Source organism: Flavobacterium cutihirudinis (assembly GCF_003385895.1).
Taxonomy (GTDB): Bacteria; Bacteroidota; Bacteroidia; order Flavobacteriales; family Flavobacteriaceae; genus Flavobacterium; species Flavobacterium cutihirudinis.
Genome location: NZ_QRDQ01000007.1, coordinates 705,184 through 723,184, shown reverse-complemented (window position 1 = coordinate 723,184; position 18,001 = coordinate 705,184). Strand labels below are relative to the sequence as shown.

Sequence of the window (18,001 nt, the reverse complement as noted above, 5' to 3'; positions counted from 1 at the left end):
GCGTTAACTGGGTTACTCATTAATTTTTATCTTCTAATAAAGGAACAAATCGAAACTCTCCAAACTCATGTTTTTCAAATTGAGTCTCATTCTTTCTAATCAATAAAGTCATAATCTGAACATCTTCTCCCAAAGGAATAACCAATCTTCCTCCTATTTTTAATTGTGCCATTAAAGGCTGAGGAATAAATGGCGCACCAGCAGTAACTATAATACTATCAAACGGCGCAAAATTTGGTAATCCTTTATATCCGTCTCCAAAAGTAACGTGTTTTGGGCGAATATTTAATTTCGGAAATAAATTTGAAGTTGTTTTAAACAATTCATTTTGCCTTTCTACAGTATACACTTTTGCTCCAAGCATAAATAATACAGCAGTCTGATAGCCAGAACCAGTACCAATTTCCAACACTTTATGATCTTTCTTAACTTCAAGCAATTGCGACTGAAACGCAACTGTATAAGGTTGTGAAATGGTCTGCCCTGCTCCAATAGGAAAAGCTTTGTCCTGATAAGCAAAATCTTCAAAACTTGAATTCAAAAAAAGGTGTCTCGGGATTTTTTTAATCGCATCCAGAACCGCTCTGTCAGTAATTCCTTTTTGCTCTAAAGTTGTTACTAATTGATTACGAAGTCCTTGATGTTTGGCAGTGTCTTTCAAAATGGGTAGGTTTTGTTTTCGCAAAAATAAGAAAGAAAACAGGATTTCAAATATTGATTTTTAAATAATAAAAATGTAAGTCAAAATTCGAAATCGAAAATTGAAATTTGAAAGTCATAATTTATCCAGTTAAGCGCAATCGAAGCTCTTCGTGCCTTGACTTTACGCCCTTCGACTTCGATCAGGGTAACAAGCCAAAAGCAATAATTCTCAATTTATAATTCAGAACTCACAATTCACAATTAGTTAAATTCATTTTTACTTTCAACAAATAAATTCTATTTTTGTTTAAAATACATTCTCATGTTAAAAGTAGGAGTTTTAGGTGCTGGTCATCTTGGTAAAATACATTTACGCTTATTACAACAATCTGACAAATACGAATTAGTTGGATTTTACGACGAAAATCAAGAAAATGCCGAAAGAATTTCAAAAGAATTTGGCTATAAAAACTTCAGTACAATTGCAAAACTTATTCACGCTGTCGACGTGATTGATATTGTTACTCCAACGCTTTCGCACTACAAATGTGCCAAAGTTGCGATCAAATCAGGGAAACATATTTTTATTGAAAAACCCATTTCTAATACCGTTGAAGAAGCTGAAGAAATTATTGCTTTAGCAAACGAATATAATGTAAAAGGACAAGTTGGACATGTGGAGCGTTTTAATCCCGCTTTCATTGCCACTAAGGAAATGATCGAAAATCCTATGTTTATTGAAACGCATCGTTTGGCCGAATTTAATCCGCGCGGTACTGATGTTCCTGTAGTTTTGGATTTAATGATTCATGATATTGATGCTATTTTAAGCGTTGTAAAATCTAAAGTTAAAGATATTCACGCCAGTGGTGTCTCTGTAATTAGTGATACTCCTGATATTGCCAATGCCAGAATCGAATTCGAAAATGGCTGTGTTGCCAACTTAACTGCAAGCAGAATTTCATTGAAAAACATGCGTAAATCACGTTTCTTTCAAAAAGACGCTTATATTTCAGTCGACTTCTTAGAGAAAAAATGCGAAGTAGTTCGTATGAAAGATGCTCCTGAAGTTCCTGGCGATTTTGATATGATTCTTCAAAATGCCGAAGGCGTAAAAAAACAAATCTATTTCACCAATCCTGATGTTGAGCAAAACAACGCTATTCTGGATGAATTAGAGTCTTTTGCAAATGCAATCAATACGGATACAACTCCAGTTGTAACACTCGAACAAGCGACAGATGCATTGCGAGTGGCATATCAAATTATTGATTGTTTTAATAAATAATTTAAAACGAAATTTTAAACATAAATTAGCCACGCAATTCACATCAAATAATAGTGAATTCGTGGCTAAAATCATAAATATAATATCACAAAAAATGAAAACAATAGCAGTAATTGGTGCAGGAACAATGGGCAACGGAATTGCTCACACATTTGCACAAAGTGGTTTTGTTGTAAAACTAATTGATGTTTCAGAAAAATCGTTAGACAAAGGAATGGCAACTATTGCAGCCAATTTAGAGCGTATGTTGGCTAAAGGAACAATTACTCAGGAAGATGTCGCCAAAACAATTACCAATATTATTACTTATACTGATATTAAAGATGGCGTTGTTGGAGCTGATTTAGTTGTAGAAGCTGCAACTGAAAACGTAGAATTAAAACTAAATATCTTCAAACAATTAAACGAAGCTTGTTCTCATAATACTATTTTAGCAACTAATACTTCTTCAATTTCTATTACACAAATAGGATCTGTTGTTGCACATCCTGAACGTGTTATCGGAATGCATTTTATGAATCCGGTGCCGATTATGAAATTGGTTGAAATTATTCGCGGATACAATACAAGCGATGAAGTAACTAAAATCACTATGGATTTATCTGAAAAATTAGGTAAAGTTCCTGTAGAAGTAAACGATTATCCTGGTTTTGTGGCGAACCGAATTTTAATGCCAATGCTAAACGAAGCAATCGAAACATTATACAATAAAGTGGCTGGAGTTTACGAAATTGATACAGTTATGAAATTAGGAATGGGACATCCAATGGGACCGCTACAATTAGCCGATTTTATTGGTCTTGATGTTTGTCTTGCAATCCTAAACGTAATGTACGAAGGTTTCAAAAATCCAAAATATGCTCCTTGCCCATTATTAGTAAATATGGTTAGAGCAGGAAAATTGGGAGTAAAATCTGGAGAAGGTTTTTACGATTATAGCGAAAGCAAAAAAGCAGAGAAAATTTCGAAGCAGTTTAAAATTTAATTTATAAAATTAAAGTTTGATCAATGGATAAAATTGAATTTGATGAAAATAGAATTTTAGATGCATTAAATCGTTCAGGCTATTTATTTGAATCTGAAATATCAAAAAAACTAAGTACATTAGGTTATTTTGTTGAATCAAATCAAGTTGTGATTGATAAATTCACTGGAAAGAGCAGAGAAATTGATTTGATAGCTGAATATGAAGACAATATATTTGAGCAAGATTATTCTAAGAAATGCTACTCCAAAATAAAATTTGCTTTTGAAATAAAAAACACAAGCTCTCCTGTTTTGGTTCTAACAGAATATCAAAATTCCATAAATGATCAAATTTGGGAATCTTTAAAAGAATTTAAAACAATCCCAAGTAATTTAGAATATTTCAATTATAACATTTCGGAAAAATTAATCTATAATAGTAATATTTATACTCAGTATTGCTCATTTCAAGAAAAAAAAGGTTCAAACGAATTGATGGCATTACATCCAGATAATATACATAGTGGAATTCAAAAAATAACCCAATATTGTCAGGAGAAAATAGGTCATTTTGAAAATGATGAAAATAATTATTTAAGACATTTTCTCTATATTCCCATACTTTTAATATCTGGAGATTTGTATGAGTTGAAAATTCTAGACAATCTTCCTAAAATTTTTAAAACAGAGGAAACAACAATAATTTACAATTTTCATCATGATGAAGAACCTACAAGCTGTTTAATTAAGGTATTAACAAAAGATGGATTAGACAACTTTTTAAAAGAAATGCTACTATTAGAAAAAGATATGACGGAAAATATGATTCAATTGAGATCTAAACAAAAAAAATAATTTGCTAATGTCAATAGCTTCGAATTTAAATACAATTAAAGCAAGTTTACCTGAACACGTAACTCTCGTTGCCGTTTCTAAAACAAAACCTGTTTCAGACTTATTACAAGCCTATGAAGCTGGTCAACGCATTTTTGGAGAAAACAAGATCCAAGAAATGACGGAAAAATGGGAACAAATGCCAAAAGACATTCAATGGCACATGATTGGTCACGTTCAGTCGAATAAAGTCAAATTTATGGCTCCGTTTGTGAGTTTGATTCATGGAGTTGATAGTTTGAAATTATTACAAGAAATCAACAAACAAGCTGTAAAAAACAATAGAACAATAGATTGCCTTCTTCAAATATATATTGCAGAAGAAGAATCTAAATTTGGTTTGGACGAAAACGAATTAAACGAACTTTTAACTTCTGTTGAGTTCAAAGAGTTGAAAAATATTCGTATCTTAGGTTTAATGGGAATGGCAACTTTCACCGAAGATCAAAATCAAATTAAAAAAGAATTTACACATTTAAAATCGATTTTTGATTCGATAAAAGATCGAAAAACTGAAAACTGCAACCTGAGCACTATATCAATGGGAATGTCCGGAGATTACCAATTAGCCATAGAATGTGGCAGCACCATGGTTCGCATTGGAAGTAGTATTTTTGGAGGAAGATAATTTTCAAAAATCACATCTATCGTAAGACGCATTAAAATGCGTCTCTACAGAAAAACTGAATACTAAAAACCGAACACTGATTACTGAATTTGTACGCGATATTAGACATAGAAACCACTGGAGGACAATTTAATGAAGAAGGAATTACTGAAATCGCCATCTATAAATTTGATGGACATGAAGTAGTCGACCAGTTCATCAGCCTTGTCAATCCTGAAATTCCGATTCAGCCTTTTGTAGTAAAGCTTACCGGAATCAATAATGCTATGTTGCAATCGGCTCCAAAGTTTTTTGAAGTCGCCAAACGTATCATCGAAATTACTTCAGACTGCGTTATTGTCGCTCACAATGCCTCTTTTGACTACAGAATTCTCCGCACTGAGTTCAGACGTTTAGGTTATGATTTTGAAGCCAAAACGCTTTGTACAGTAGAATTAGCAAAAAAACTAATTCCGGAACAACCTTCATACAGTTTAGGAAAATTAGTCCGTGCACTCGGAATTCCAATGGCCGACAGACATCGTGCCAGTGGAGACGCAATGGCAACTACAAAACTTTTTAAAATGCTTTTGGAGAAAGACGTCGAAAAAACGATCGTAAAAGATTTTATAAAACTCGAAGTCGAAAAAGGAATTGCACCAAAATTTCTTGATCTCATTAGTCAAATGCCTACGAAAACAGGAGTTTATTATATTTATAACGAAGGTGGTACTTTAATATACATTGGCAAAAGCCAAAATATAAAAAAAAGAATCAACCAACATTTTACAGGAATCACAACCAAGAGCAAAAAAATTCAGGCCGAAGTTTTTACTATAACTTATGATGAAACCGGAAGCGAATTAATTGCGCTTTTAAAAGAAAGTGAAGAAATTAAAATAAACAGACCAAGATACAATCGAGCGCAGCGAAAAACCATTTTTCAATATGCTTTATATGCTGAAAAAGATGCTCAAGGATATTTAAACTTAAAACTCGAAAAAACTGACGGCCGAAAAAAAGAAATAACCTCATTTGCTTCATTACAAGAAGGAAAAAATGCACTTTTCAGGTATACAGCAAAGTATCATTTATGCCAAAAACTCACAGGATTATACCAAACTAAAAAAGAGTGTTTTCAATATAAAATAAAAGAATGCGACGGCGCCTGTATTGGCGAAGTCACTCCTGAAGTTTACAATTTAAGGGTACAGCAATTTATTTCTGAAAACAGTTTCGAAAACAAAAGTATGATACTGCTTGACAGAGGTCGAAATATTAATGAACGAAGTGCTGTTTTAATAGAAAACGGAATTTACAAAGGATATGCGTTTTATGATCTAAATTATCAAATCACTAACATTGAAATCCTAAAAAATATACTGACACCAATGCAACATAATCGCGACGTCAAGAACATCATTCAAAATTACATTCGTAAAAGTAAATCGCTAAAAATTCTTCATTTTTAAGACATCTAAACTTTCATTATCTTTATTGATATGAAAAAACAAAAATCGGAATACGAAATATTCAGGGAAAGAATCAAAATTATCCTTTATGGTACTAATACCATTTTAGGAAGAATGTTCGATTTAGTATTACTAGGCCTAATTTTGTTGAGTGTTTTACTAATAATGCTCGATACTGTAGAAGGAATTAGTTCAAAATATCATAATCAACTAATTATCTGTGAATGGATTATCACGGTCTTTTTCACGATCGAATACATACTTCGTATAATATCCATTCAAAAACCAGTTAAATACATTTTCAGTTTTTACGGAATCATCGATTTACTAGCTGTTCTTCCCATGTATTTGTCTATATTTTTCCCCGCTGCAAGTATTCTGTCAATAGTAAGAGCATTACGTTTTCTCCGTTTATTCAAAATCCTGCACATTCCGCAGATTTCACACCAATCTTTACAATTAAAAGAAGCAATACATGCCAGTAAAGAAAAAATTATGGTTTTTATTTACTTTGTCTTAATCAGTACTGTAATAATAGGCACCATAATGTATCTGGTTGAAGGCAAAGAATCAGGATTTACAAGCATTCCGATGGGAATTTACTGGACAATCGTAACTCTAACAACCGTTGGTTATGGAGATATCTCGCCACAAACACCTCTTGGACAGTTTATAGCGGCACTCGTAATGATTTTAGGTTATGGAATCATTGCCGTTCCAACCGGAATTGTAACAGCAGAATTTGCCAAAAGCAGTTTAAGAAACAGCACAGTAAGCGGTAAAAAAACATGTAAAAAATGCCAGTCACAAGTTCATTTTGACAACGCCAAATATTGTTATGAATGCGGAACTGAATTGCCTAATAATTAATTTTAGAAGCTAATCCAGCTGTACATTGCAACTCCTCCTTATATTTGTAATTTTTTAAGGCATAAAAGGAGCTTCTCCCGAAGCGTCGGGAGTCGCTCTTTTACACCAAAAAAATTCAACAAATATAAGTCCGGGGTTTCCATTCCCATCTGGGCTAAAAAATATGAAACACCTAATTACCATTGTCGGACCAACAGCTATAGGCAAAACAGCCTTGAGTATTGCTTTGGCACAACATTTTAAATGCGAGATTGTTTCTTGCGACAGCCGTCAGTTTTTTAAGGAAATGACTATTGGAACGGCAGTTCCCAATCAAGAAGAATTAAATTCGGCCAAACATCATTTCATTCAAAATAAATCTATTTTTGAAAACTACACCGTCGGCGATTACGAAAAAGAAGCTTTAGCCAAAATAGAAGAACTATTTCAAACGAAAGATTTTGTGATTCTTATCGGCGGTTCAGGCTTGTATGTTGATGCAATTTTAAAAGGTTTTGACGAATTTCCTGAAATCGATCCAAAAGTTCGTTCAGAAGTAAATTCAAATTACGAAAAACTCGGAATTGAATATCTTCAGGAACAACTGAAAAATTTAGATTCTGAATATTATCAAAAAATAACTTTAGAAAACCCACAAACTTTACAAAACCCGCAACGAATGATGCGCTTTGTAGAAGTTTGTATTGGAGCGCAAAAACCGTATTCTTCATTTCTAAATCAAAAGAAAAACAACAGAGACTTCACTCCTATTCTAATTGGTTTAGATGCTGACAGAGAAATAATTTACAGCAGAATCAATCAACGTGTTGACATTATGATGAACGAAGGATTACTTGAAGAAGCAAAAGTATTATATCCTAATAAAGCGTTAAATGCGCTTCAAACCGTCGGTTATCGAGAATTATTTAGTTATTTTGACGGGGAATTCAGTTTGTCTTTTGCTGTAGAAGAAATCAAAAAGAACACAAGAAGATTTTCTAAAAGACAGTTAACGTGGTTTAAGCGAAACGAAAACACAAAATGGTTTGATTACGCTATAGAGAGAAAAGAAATTATAAATTACATCGAAAATCTTCTAAAGTAAAAATCTTTTTCTTAAATCTTTCTTCTCCTTTACGAAGGAAAAATCTAAAATCAACAATCTAAAATTTAAAATAATAAAATGCCAATTTCTCCTAATTTCACATCAGTTTTAAGTAAAGACTGGGAAATCAATTTCACACAATGCACACCAACAGGTTTCTTAAAATATACCGACTTGTGTAATATTTTACAATTAACCGCAGCCGCACATTCAGAAATTGGTGGAATTAGTTTTTATGATATGCAGGAGTTTCATCAAGCCTGGGTCCTAAGCAGAATGCGAGTTGAAGTTCATGCTTTACCAAAATGGCAAGATGTTGTAACAGTAAAAACATGGATTAACAGCTTAGAAAATTCCCGTTCTGTTCGTGCATTGGAAATGTATGTAAACGGAAAAAAAATAGTGGGTTGCGAAACGTATTGGGCCGTTTTCAATACGCAGGCGCGTCGTCCGGAAGCTTTAGCCTTACCTTATGAACATTTCGAATTATTCCCTGAAAATAGAGCTACAGAAGAAGGTTTTTCTAAAATAAATATCAACCACGAAAAAGAAGCTATATTCGAAAAAACAGTTTATTTATCTGATTTAGATATTGTTAATCACGTAAATAACGTAAAATATCTGGAATGGTGCCTTGATCACGTTGATTCAAAAAGAATCATGAAACAAGAAGTAAAAAGCTTTGAAATGAACTTTATGAAAGAGCTTTCGCTAAAAGACAAAGTTGTAATTCACGAAAGCGAAGACGATGACCACACCACAGCAACCTTCAGTATTACAAAGGGCGAAAAAACTTGCTTTGCTTTGGAGTTGCATTGGAAGTAAAAAGACCAGAAGATTTTAAAAATCCAACCTCTTTACACAACACATTTTTACATAAAAAAAGCTCTGATTACTCAGAGCTTTTATATTGTTTTTCAGTGAATTGATTATTCAGTTACTTTGCTTTTTACAACTAATCTGAAACCTTCTCCGTGTATGTTTAAAATTTCAACATCTTCATCAGCTTTTAGGTATTTTCTAAGCTTAGCGATGTAAACGTCCATACTTCTTGAAGTAAAGTAATTATCATCTCTCCAAATTTTCGTCAAAGCTAATTCTCTAGGCATTAAATCATTTTCATGAAGAATTAACATTTTAAGCAATTCGTTTTCTTTTGGAGACAATTTAATTGGCTCTTCATCCTGGAAAGTCAAGAATCTTAATTTAGAATTTAAATGGAATTTACCAATATTAAATTCAAATTGAACTTGCTCCGCTTTTGTATCAGCAGATTTTCTTTGAATGATCGCTTTAATTTTCATTAATAAAACCTCTGAATCAAAAGGTTTATTCAAATAGTCGTCAGCTCCGGCTTTATATCCTTTCAGTACATCTTCTTTCATTGATTTAGCTGTTAAGAAGATAATAGGCACTTCACTGTTTTTTTCTCTAATTTCTTTGGCTAAAGTGTAACCATCTTTATAAGGCATCATTACATCCAAAATGCATAAATCATATACATCCTTTTTGAATTTTTCGAAACCTTCCATACCGTTTTTAGCTAAAGTAACTTCAAAGTCATTTAACATTAGATAATCTTTAAGAACCGCCCCAAAATTTAGGTCATCTTCTACTAAAAGTATTCTTTTGTTAGTATTTTCCATATTTTAATTTATTAATGGTATTTTTATTATAAAGGTGCTACCTTTTCCTTTTTCGCTTTCAACATATACTTGACCATTATGGTCTTCTACTATTCTTTTTACATAAGCAAGTCCCAAACCATGTCCTTTTACATTATGTAAGTCTCCTGTATGTTCTCTGTAAAACTTCTCAAATACTCTTTTCTGAGCAATTTTACTCATACCCAGTCCATTATCTTTTACTTTAATCAGAATCATGTCTTTAACATTCTCTGTAAAGATTTCAATTTCAGGGATATCTGGAGAATATTTTATTGCATTTTCTAAAATATTAACCAAAACGTTTGTAAAATGAACTTCATTAATTAGACAAGTAGTTCGCACTGCATTAAAATGTTTTACAACGGTTCCTTGTCTGTCTTCTAAAATTAAATTAACGTGCTCAATAGCATCATCAATTATATCATGAATAGCTGTAGGTTCTTTTGTAATATCCAATTCTCGCTTTTCCAGTTTTGAAATACGAAGTACATTTTCAACCTGAGCATGCATTCTTTTATTTTCGTCCCGGATCATTTGGAGATATCGATATACTTTTTCTTTATCTTCAATAACCTTTGGACTCTTTATTGCATCAAGTGCTAAATTTATCGTAGCAATTGGTGTTTTAAACTCATGCGTCATATTATTGATGAAATCTGTTTTAATTTCAGAAATATGTTTTTGACGCAACAATTGGTTTAATGCACTCGTATATGCAACAATAATGATTAATGTAAAAACTATTGATAATATAGTGATACTCAATAATTCAGACAATAAAAATTTCTTTTTGTGCGGAAAAGTAATATACAATTCATACTTACTATTCCCTTCATTATCAGTATAAATAGGAACATGATAGCTAGCTTCTTTATCATAATGAAAGCCATCAGACTTAATTTTAGTAGGCACTACATCTTTATATACTCCAAATTCAAACTTCGTTTTTACACCATATTCCTGAAGTTCTTTTTTAAGAAGTCCCTGTAATTTCTCTTTTGATATTCTTTCTTCAATAGGAAGTGCATCAAGCGCATCTTTTATCGAGATTTCCATTTGAACTTTATTCAAAACATCTAAACTACCGGATTTTTCAATTTTTAAATCGGGTATAATGTTTTGATTTAAAGAATTATTATCAATCCCGTTATTGTTGTTGTAAACCTCCGTTACACGTTTTGAACTAAAACTCTTAAACCTGTCACTACTGAATTTTTTATTAAACAGCGAACCGCTTACATTATAATCTTCAGAAGTTAAAGTATTTGAATATACAATCGTTTTATTCGTTTTTGTATTTCGCTGTACAAACAAAACTTCTAATAAGTCTTCTTTTTTTGGAATTTTACCCGTACTATCTTTTAAACGATTGTATTTATCGTAAAAACTATATTCTTCCTGTTGTTCGAGTTTATCAGCAACATTCCCGATTACCTGAGTAACGTGGTATTTAAATTGTTCATCATTATTTTTGAACGAAGAGTTGAACCAAAATACCTGAACAAGAATTATCCCAATTAAGGACAAACTCATAAGTAAAACAAGTATTCTAAAAAATAATTTATTCATCGAAACAAAATTAATATTTTAACAATATACTAAATAATACATTAACCAAATATTAACATTTAAGACTGATTTTGTTTTATATTTAAAATTTTAAGAATTTTAACAACTTCTTCTTTAGCAATTTTAAGATTAACGTTATTAATAACAAAATTACTTCTGGAAATACGATCTTCATCTTTCCATTGCATTTGCATTCTACTTAAAACTTGTTCTCTTGTGGTATTATCACGCTTTAATACCCTTTCAATTCTGACTTCTTCTGGGGCGGTAACGGTAATTATGTAATCGCAGTCATTATAGCGACCACTTTCAAATAAAATTGCAGCTTCGTATATTACATACGGGCTTTTATTGTGCTGTTTTAACCAAAACTCAAAATCTTGTTTAACAGCGGGGTGAACTATTGCATTAAGTTTTGCTAATTTATCAGAATCGTTAAATACTATTTCTGCCAGTTTAGCTCTGTTTAAAATGTTATTTTCAAAAAGTTTTTCTCCAAAAACTTGCTTCAATTCTTTTATTACATGGTCTGACTGCATTACATTTCTGGCACCATCATCAGCGATATAAACAGGGACTCCCATTTCTTTGAAATACCCTGCTATAGTTGTTTTGCCACTTCCTATTCCGCCGGTTAAACCTATAATTTTTGTCATCTTATATCTTAAAAAACATACGAGGAAAAGCTTCCTGTGGTTTTTTCTTTAAAAGTATAATTTTGATAAATGATTCTAAAAACCCCGTTCCATAGCCATAAAATTGTTTCCAAACTGCAATTACCGAAAGATACCCAATTTTAATACTTTTATTCTGAATACTGGCTGTAAGAAAAATAATAACGAAATATACAAAATATAATTGTAACAACAAATCAATATTGAATATTAACAGTAAAAAAGCTAATAATAATCCAAGTATAAAAAAGCTTGGAAAGAAAAAAGTCAACTTGTTATGCTCTGGATACCAACTATTTAATATAGGTCGTGCAATTCCAAATTTATGAACCTGAACAGAGAATTTCTCCCAGTCGATTCTACGCTTGTGGTACACATAAGCCTCTGAAAACAATCTGGTTTCAAAACCTAAATTCCATAAACGGATAGACAAATCGGGATCCTCTCCAGGGTGAATGTTTCCAAATCCTTTAGAAGCCAAAAAAGCTCTTTTAGAAATCCCCATATTAAAACTTCTTGGCTGAAATTTGTTTAGTTTTTCCGAACCACCGCGAATTCCCCCTGTCGTCAGGAAAGAAGTCATCGCAAAATTTATTGCTTTTTGAATGTTCGAAAAACTATCTAATGCCCTGTCCGGGCCTCCAAAACAATCCACATATTCTACATCTAAAGCCTTTCGAACTTCAGTTAAATAATTCGGAGGAATAATACAATCTGAATCAAAAATGATAAAATAATCACCTCTGGCCTTTTCCATTCCAAAATTTCTTGAATCTCCAGGTCCGGAATTTTCCTTAAAATAATATGAAATATTCAATTTACCCTGATAATTCATCACAACATCCTTGCAGGGTATCGAAGAGCCGTCTTCAACAAGAACAATTTCAAAAGGTTCATTATAATCAGATTTCGCAAGACTTTCTAAAAGTTCATCAACTTCATCTGGACGATTATACACGGGTATAATTAAAGAAAAAATCATAATGGAATATGCGGTATTAAAATGGCAATTTTTTAAATTTCAAAATTTTAACAAAGATAGGCTATATTCATAAAAAAACCACCAACTTTTGGTTGATGGTTTTCATTTTATATTTTTTTAGTATCCTTATTTGATACTTTCAATATCAACTATTTCATTTGCTTCAGCCTGGTAATCTACTCCAGCAAATTCAAATCCGAATAAGTTAAGGAAATCATTTCTGTATCCAGCTAAATCTCCAATTTCCGGCAAAGTTTCAGTTGTAGCTTCTAACCAAAGTTTAGCCACTTTTTCCTGAACGTCATCGCGCATTTCCCAGTCATCAATTCTGATTCTTCCTTTTTCATCAACAGGAACTTCCGAACCATTGTATAATCTATCTTGGAATAAACGTTGGATTTGCTCAATACACCCCTCGTGAATACCTTCTTCTTTCATAATTTTATATAAAAGAGAAATATACAACGGAATTACAGGAATTGCAGAACTTGCTTGTGTTACTAAAGCTTTGTTTACAGAAACATACGCTTTTCCTCCTATAGATTTCAAATTATCTGTAATTGTAAATGCAGTAGCTTCTAAATGATCTTTTGCACGTCCAATTGTTCCTTTACGGTAAACTGCCTCTGTCAATGACGGCCCAATGTAAGAATAAGCAACTGTTGTAGCACCTTCTGCTAATAAATTTTCAGCTTTCAAAGCATCAATCCACATTGCCCAGTCTTCTCCACCCATTACAGCAACTGTATTCTCAATATCTTCCTCATTTGCAGGAGCGATTGAAACCTCAGAAACTTTTCCTGTATGAAAATCAACTGTTTTGTTAGTGAAAGTTTGTCCAATTGGTTTTAAAACTGAACGATGCGTAACTCCTGTAACAGGATTTGTGCGCACTGGAGAAGCTAAACTGTAGATTACAAGATCTACTTGTCCTAAATCCGCTTTAATCAAATCAAGCGTTTCTCTTTTTATTTCGTTTGAAAAAGCATCTCCATTGATACTTTTTGCATATAGACCCGCTTTATGAGCTTCTTTTTCAAATGCTGCAGAATTATACCATCCTGGAGAAGCTGTTTTTCCTTCAACTGGTGGTTTTTCAAAAAACACTCCAATTGTTGACGCATCAGATCCAAAAGCACTTGTGATTCTTGAAGCCAATCCGAAACCTGTTGAAGCTCCAATAACCAATACTTTTTTAGCACCAGCAATTGTTCCTTTTGATTTTACATATTCTATTTGATTTTTAACATTTTGCTCGGCTCCCCCTGGGTGGGCTGTCAAGCAAATAAAGCCTCTCATTCTAGGTTCTATAATCATATTTTCTTTTTTATTCGTTAATATAGCAATCACCAATTAAGACAATTGATTAACTTATTTAGCTTTGTTTAATTCGTTTTTAGATGACAAATATAAAGTATTTCTTTAGTTCAACAAGGCTTTAGCATGATTTAAAGCCGAATCTGAAACAACTGCTCCTGATAACATTTGTGCTATTTCGATAACTCTTTCGTCCTGAGACAGAAGCTTTAATTCTGATTGCGTGTCATCATCAACTGTTGATTTGAAAACTTTAAAGTGAGAATCTCCTTTTGCCGCAATTTGAGGTAAATGCGTTATTGCAAAAATCTGCATCGAGGTACTCATTTCTTTCATTATTTCTCCCATTCTAATGGCGATTTCTCCAGAAACTCCCGTATCAATTTCATCAAATATCAAAGTTGGAAGTTTTGAATATTGTGCCAAAATTGCTTTTACAGCCAACATAATACGCGACATTTCTCCTCCGGATGCCACTTTCTTAAGCAATCCGAAATCGGTTCCTTTATTAGCTGACAATAAAAACTGAAGTTCGTCTTTACCATTAGAAAAATAAGTTTCCGACGGTAACAATTCAATATTAAAACGAACATTCGGCATTCCTAATGTTTCTAAAATTGAAATTAATTTATTGGACAAAACTGGGATTGCAGCTGCCCTATTTTGATGAATTTTATCTGAAAAAGAATTCAATTCCAGCTGTTTTTCTTCAATCACTTTTGATAGAGAAGCAATTTCTTCTTCTATATTCCCTAATTCTAAAACTGTATTACTTAATTCTGCTTCAATTTGAATCAATTCATCTACAGTACTTACTTGATGCTTTTTCTGAAGATTGTAGATTAATTGTAATTTTTGACTAATTAATTCTAATTGTGCAGGATCATTCAATAATTTTTCTGAAGCGTTTTGAAGTTCTTTCGAAACATCGTCAAATTCAATTGCTATACTAATAATTCTTTCAGACAAAGCTTGATATTCTGGAGAAAATGCAGCTATTTTTTGAAGAGCCGTTTTCACTTCATTTAAATTGTGCAAAACTCCAAATTGCTCTTCATTGGCAATCGTCAAAGATTTATCTAACGATTCTTTTATTGCTTCAATATTATTCAGTTTTTCAAAATCAGCTTCAAGTTCTTCCTGTTCACCAGATTTTAATTTAGCAACAACTAATTCATTCAATAAAAAAGTATTGTATTCCTGCTCTTTTCCTGAATCACTCTGTTTTTTTAGCAATGCATTCAATTTAGATTTATCAGATTTATAACCTTTTAATAAATTCTGATATGCTAATATCGTCTCACCATTCTGCGCAATTGCATCGATGATTTTAAACTGGACATTTTCATCTGATAATTCCTGAGTTTGCTGCTGCGAATGTATATCAATCAAAAACAAACTTAAATCCTGCAATTCCTGAAGATTTACTGGGCTATCATTTATAAAAGCACGTGATTTCCCTGAAGGCAAAATTTCTCGCCTAATAATAGTTTCATCTTCATAATCAAGATCATTTGCTTCAAAAAATTCCTTTAAATTGTATTTCGAAATTTCAAATTGTGCTTCAATAACGCATTTTTCTTCTTTATTTTTTAATGAAGTCAAATCGGCTCTTTTTCCTAAAACCAAACCTAAAGCTCCTAAAATAATAGATTTACCTGCACCTGTTTCACCTGTAATTATAGAAAATCCTTTTGAAAAATCAATAGAAAGTTTTTCAATCAGAGCATAGTTTTTAATTGACAGCGAAGTTATCATAGAATAAAAAGTGAAATAAAATTAATGAAGAAAAGATACTGAAATTAAAATTTAATTTGCGCCCATTTTGTGCTATTTAATGGCGAAACTTTATTTAAGGTATCAGTTAAATCTGTAACTGTAATACTTGGTCCGCCAGAAAAAATAGAAGTAATCTCATCTGATTTTGCATCAAAAAAGACTCGGGTTAAAAATGCGTTTGGTTTAACAGTATTAAATTTTCCAATTAACAAAATAGACGATTTAATTCGCTCTTTTGCTCCTTTCAAATCATCACTCATTTTATCTAAACCAGAATGATATAAAAAAGTAGCCTGACGTAAATCGCTATACATTGGTGAAATCATATCCGTTATAAGATAATAGCGATTCTGAATTCCATCAGCCTGGCTCCATCCTTTAAAACCACCTTGCTGAGCAACGTTTGCAATATTCTGAGCAGTTTCTAAATATTGATTCCCTGCACCCATTTGAAAGGTGTCTGCATCCATTCCTAAAATCAGATAACTATAAAATGAGACAATCGAAACTAAATTTGATTCGTACGTTGTTGGATTAAACAACAATGGTTCATATTCTATATATCGAAAACTTAAATCCTTATCATTATAATTTAAAACAGGAGAAGAATAGGTAGAATTGAAAACCAAGCGTGAAGACTGAACCTGAATTGTACCTGAAAACTGATCTGAACTATTTGAAGAAAGTGTTATATACATTGAACAATTGATACGCTCATTTGGTTTTAATACCGCACCTGTCCAATCTGTTTTATTTACAAACTCTGATAATGATGTCTGTAAAGTTTTAAATACCTGTTGATTTGGATTCGGAAGCCTTTCGGTATTTATAGTTACAATACAATTCAACTGTTGTGCCTGTGAAAAGCCAAAACTTAAAAACACAAAAAAAATAACTATTCTCTTCATTTAAAAAATATGAATTGCGTTGACGAAAAATAAATACTGATGCTTAATCTTAAATTTTGCAGAAATTATGATTCAAAATGCGATATCACTTTCTTTAAAATATCAGCCGCAACATCTTCTTTTGATTTTAGTTCCATTGGTTCGATTTTAAAATTTTTATCAATAAAAGTAACTTTATTGGTTTCTTTTTTAAAACCTGCGCCTTCATCCTGCAAAGAATTAAGAACAATCAAATCTAAGTTTTTTTTCTGGATTTTCAGCTTTGCATTTTCAATTTCGTTCTGAGTTTCTAAAGCAAATCCAATCAAAAACTGATTTTTCTTAATTGCTCCCAATGATGCCAGAATATCTTTTGTTTTCTCAAGTTCGATAGAAAAATCATCAGCTGCTTTTTTAATTTTCTGCAACGCAACAACTTTTGGTTTGTAATCTGCTACCGCTGCTGCAGCGATTGCCACATCAACATCATTATAATGCGCATGACAGGCATCATACATCTCTTGTGCAGAAACTACGTTTATAACTTCAACAGCATCGCTTTTGGCTTTAAAATGAGTTGGACCGGCGATCAAAATTACCTTCGCACCCAATTTTGCAGCTTCATTAGCGATATCAAAACCCATTTTTCCCGAAGAATGATTACCTATAAAACGTACAGGATCTATAGCTTCGTATGTTGGCCCTGCCGTAACAAGAATTGTTTTTCCACGAAGCGGCAGTTTTCCTTCTAAATCGGCTTCCAGAAAAGCAACAATATTTTCAGGTTCTGCCATACGACCTTCACCAGACAAACCACTTGCCAGCTCACCGTTTTCAGCAGGAATCATAATATTCCCGAATTGTTTCAAAGCAGCAAAACTTGCAATAGTCGAAGGATGCTTATACATATCCAAGTCCATTGCCGGAGCAAAATAAACAGGACATTTGGCCGATAAATAAGTTGCGATTAATAAATTATCACAGTTTCCATTAGCCATTTTAGACAATGTATTGGCTGTAGCCGGAGCAACAATCATAAAGTCGGCCCAAAGCGCCAAATCTACATGGTTATTCCAAACAGCGTCTTCATTGTCCTGATTAAAGAAACTTGAATGTACAGGATTTTTTGATAACGTAGATAACGTAAGTGGAGTTACAAAATCCTTAGAAGCAGGTGTCATGATCACTTGGACATGTGCACCTGCTTTTATAAAAAGTCGTACTAATGAAGCTGTTTTATAGGCTGCAATTCCACCAGAAACTCCCAGTAGAATTTTCTTACCGTTTAAAACTGACATTGTAC

The 18,001-nt window shown here is 32.5% G+C and carries 17 protein-coding genes; 8 read left to right on the top strand and 9 right to left on the bottom strand.

Translation table 11 applies throughout. The features are described from left to right. Positions 1-19 precede the first annotated feature (19 nt). On the bottom strand, positions 20-661 hold the full coding sequence (locus BD847_RS03145; RefSeq protein ID WP_115886796.1) for a protein-L-isoaspartate(D-aspartate) O-methyltransferase: 642 nt from the start codon (positions 659-661) through the stop codon (positions 20-22). Between the two features lie 303 nt (positions 662-964). On the opposite strand from BD847_RS03145, the gene BD847_RS03140 reads away from it, so the two are divergent. From BD847_RS03140 to BD847_RS03105, 8 genes are all read left to right on the top strand, one after another. Further along, positions 965-1,930, top strand: a complete 966-nt coding sequence (locus BD847_RS03140) for a Gfo/Idh/MocA family protein (RefSeq protein ID WP_115886795.1) — start codon at positions 965-967, stop codon at positions 1,928-1,930. Positions 1,931-2,024: 94 nt separating this feature from the next. Next, a complete protein-coding gene (locus tag BD847_RS03135; RefSeq protein ID WP_115887331.1) occupies positions 2,025-2,915 on the top strand; it encodes a 3-hydroxyacyl-CoA dehydrogenase family protein in 891 nt (296 codons plus the stop codon). Between the two features lie 23 nt (positions 2,916-2,938). Further along, a complete protein-coding gene (locus tag BD847_RS03130; protein WP_115886794.1) occupies positions 2,939-3,751 on the top strand; it encodes a hypothetical protein in 813 nt (270 codons plus the stop codon). Positions 3,752-3,758: 7 nt separating this feature from the next. Then, positions 3,759-4,418 carry a YggS family pyridoxal phosphate-dependent enzyme gene (locus tag BD847_RS03125; protein ID WP_115886793.1) on the top strand — a complete coding sequence of 220 codons (660 nt, stop codon included), beginning with the start codon at positions 3,759-3,761 and terminating at the stop codon, positions 4,416-4,418. An 89-nt stretch (positions 4,419-4,507) separates the two neighbouring features. Continuing rightward, complete coding sequence (locus BD847_RS03120) at positions 4,508-5,869, top strand: exonuclease domain-containing protein (RefSeq protein WP_115886792.1); 1,362 nt, start codon at positions 4,508-4,510, stop codon at positions 5,867-5,869. Positions 5,870-5,899: 30 nt separating this feature from the next. Then, positions 5,900-6,739 carry an ion transporter gene (locus BD847_RS03115; protein WP_115886791.1) on the top strand — a complete coding sequence of 280 codons (840 nt, stop codon included), beginning with the start codon at positions 5,900-5,902 and terminating at the stop codon, positions 6,737-6,739. Between the two features lie 163 nt (positions 6,740-6,902). Next, a complete protein-coding gene (miaA, locus tag BD847_RS03110) occupies positions 6,903-7,823 on the top strand; it encodes a tRNA (adenosine(37)-N6)-dimethylallyltransferase MiaA (protein WP_115886790.1) in 921 nt (306 codons plus the stop codon). Positions 7,824-7,901: 78 nt separating this feature from the next. After that, positions 7,902-8,648, top strand: coding sequence for an acyl-[acyl-carrier-protein] thioesterase (locus BD847_RS03105; protein ID WP_115886789.1), 747 nt, complete (start codon positions 7,902-7,904; stop codon positions 8,646-8,648). Between the two features lie 104 nt (positions 8,649-8,752). On the opposite strand, the gene BD847_RS03100 is transcribed toward BD847_RS03105, so the two are convergent. The 8 genes from BD847_RS03100 to coaBC form a co-directional block, all read right to left on the bottom strand. Then, positions 8,753-9,469 carry a response regulator transcription factor gene (locus tag BD847_RS03100; protein ID WP_057118447.1) on the bottom strand — a complete coding sequence of 239 codons (717 nt, stop codon included), beginning with the start codon at positions 9,467-9,469 and terminating at the stop codon, positions 8,753-8,755. Between the two features lie 3 nt (positions 9,470-9,472). Further along, complete coding sequence (locus BD847_RS03095; RefSeq protein ID WP_115886788.1) at positions 9,473-11,059, bottom strand: sensor histidine kinase; 1,587 nt, start codon at positions 11,057-11,059, stop codon at positions 9,473-9,475. 59 nt (positions 11,060-11,118) lie between these two features. Then, a complete protein-coding gene (coaE, locus tag BD847_RS03090) occupies positions 11,119-11,715 on the bottom strand; it encodes a dephospho-CoA kinase (protein WP_115886787.1) in 597 nt (198 codons plus the stop codon). A 1-nt stretch (position 11,716) separates the two neighbouring features. Continuing rightward, the gene (locus BD847_RS03085) at positions 11,717-12,715 is read right to left on the bottom strand and encodes a glycosyltransferase (protein ID WP_115886786.1); all 999 of its coding nucleotides are present in this window, start codon (positions 12,713-12,715) and stop codon (positions 11,717-11,719) included. 126 nt (positions 12,716-12,841) lie between these two features. After that, positions 12,842-14,032 (bottom strand): enoyl-ACP reductase FabV, encoded by a 1,191-nt coding sequence (fabV, locus tag BD847_RS03080; RefSeq protein ID WP_115886785.1) that lies wholly within the window; start codon positions 14,030-14,032, stop codon positions 12,842-12,844. Positions 14,033-14,137: 105 nt separating this feature from the next. Further along, the gene (gene recN / locus BD847_RS03075; protein ID WP_115886784.1) at positions 14,138-15,790 is read right to left on the bottom strand and encodes a DNA repair protein RecN; all 1,653 of its coding nucleotides are present in this window, start codon (positions 15,788-15,790) and stop codon (positions 14,138-14,140) included. Between the two features lie 44 nt (positions 15,791-15,834). Further along, on the bottom strand, positions 15,835-16,719 hold the full coding sequence (porD, locus tag BD847_RS03070; protein WP_115886783.1) for a type IX secretion system protein PorD: 885 nt from the start codon (positions 16,717-16,719) through the stop codon (positions 15,835-15,837). Positions 16,720-16,784: 65 nt separating this feature from the next. Next, positions 16,785-17,996, bottom strand: a complete 1,212-nt coding sequence (gene coaBC, locus BD847_RS03065; RefSeq protein ID WP_115886782.1) for a bifunctional phosphopantothenoylcysteine decarboxylase/phosphopantothenate--cysteine ligase CoaBC — start codon at positions 17,994-17,996, stop codon at positions 16,785-16,787. Positions 17,997-18,001: the final 5 nt, after the last annotated feature.

Excerpts from the sequence above, each read along its gene's own strand:
- coaE (WP_115886787.1), bottom strand. The coding sequence starts at position 11,715 with ATGACAAAAATTATAGGTTTAACCGGCGGAATAGGAAGTGGCAAAACA.
- BD847_RS03115 (WP_115886791.1), top strand. The coding sequence starts at position 5,900 with ATGAAAAAACAAAAATCGGAATACGAAATATTCAGGGAAAGAATCAAA.
- recN (WP_115886784.1), bottom strand. The coding sequence starts at position 15,790 with ATGATAACTTCGCTGTCAATTAAAAACTATGCTCTGATTGAAAAACTT.
- miaA (WP_115886790.1), top strand. The coding sequence starts at position 6,903 with ATGAAACACCTAATTACCATTGTCGGACCAACAGCTATAGGCAAAACA.
- BD847_RS03085 (WP_115886786.1), bottom strand. The coding sequence starts at position 12,715 with ATGATTTTTTCTTTAATTATACCCGTGTATAATCGTCCAGATGAAGTT.
- BD847_RS03100 (WP_057118447.1), bottom strand. The coding sequence starts at position 9,469 with ATGGAAAATACTAACAAAAGAATACTTTTAGTAGAAGATGACCTAAAT.
- BD847_RS03105 (WP_115886789.1), top strand. The coding sequence starts at position 7,902 with ATGCCAATTTCTCCTAATTTCACATCAGTTTTAAGTAAAGACTGGGAA.
- BD847_RS03125 (WP_115886793.1), top strand. The coding sequence starts at position 3,759 with ATGTCAATAGCTTCGAATTTAAATACAATTAAAGCAAGTTTACCTGAA.
- BD847_RS03095 (WP_115886788.1), bottom strand. The coding sequence starts at position 11,059 with ATGAATAAATTATTTTTTAGAATACTTGTTTTACTTATGAGTTTGTCC.
- BD847_RS03130 (WP_115886794.1), top strand. The coding sequence starts at position 2,939 with ATGGATAAAATTGAATTTGATGAAAATAGAATTTTAGATGCATTAAAT.
- coaBC (WP_115886782.1), bottom strand. The coding sequence starts at position 17,996 with ATGTCAGTTTTAAACGGTAAGAAAATTCTACTGGGAGTTTCTGGTGGA.
- BD847_RS03135 (WP_115887331.1), top strand. The coding sequence starts at position 2,025 with ATGAAAACAATAGCAGTAATTGGTGCAGGAACAATGGGCAACGGAATT.
- fabV (WP_115886785.1), bottom strand. The coding sequence starts at position 14,032 with ATGATTATAGAACCTAGAATGAGAGGCTTTATTTGCTTGACAGCCCAC.
- porD (WP_115886783.1), bottom strand. The coding sequence starts at position 16,719 with ATGAAGAGAATAGTTATTTTTTTTGTGTTTTTAAGTTTTGGCTTTTCA.
- BD847_RS03140 (WP_115886795.1), top strand. The coding sequence starts at position 965 with ATGTTAAAAGTAGGAGTTTTAGGTGCTGGTCATCTTGGTAAAATACAT.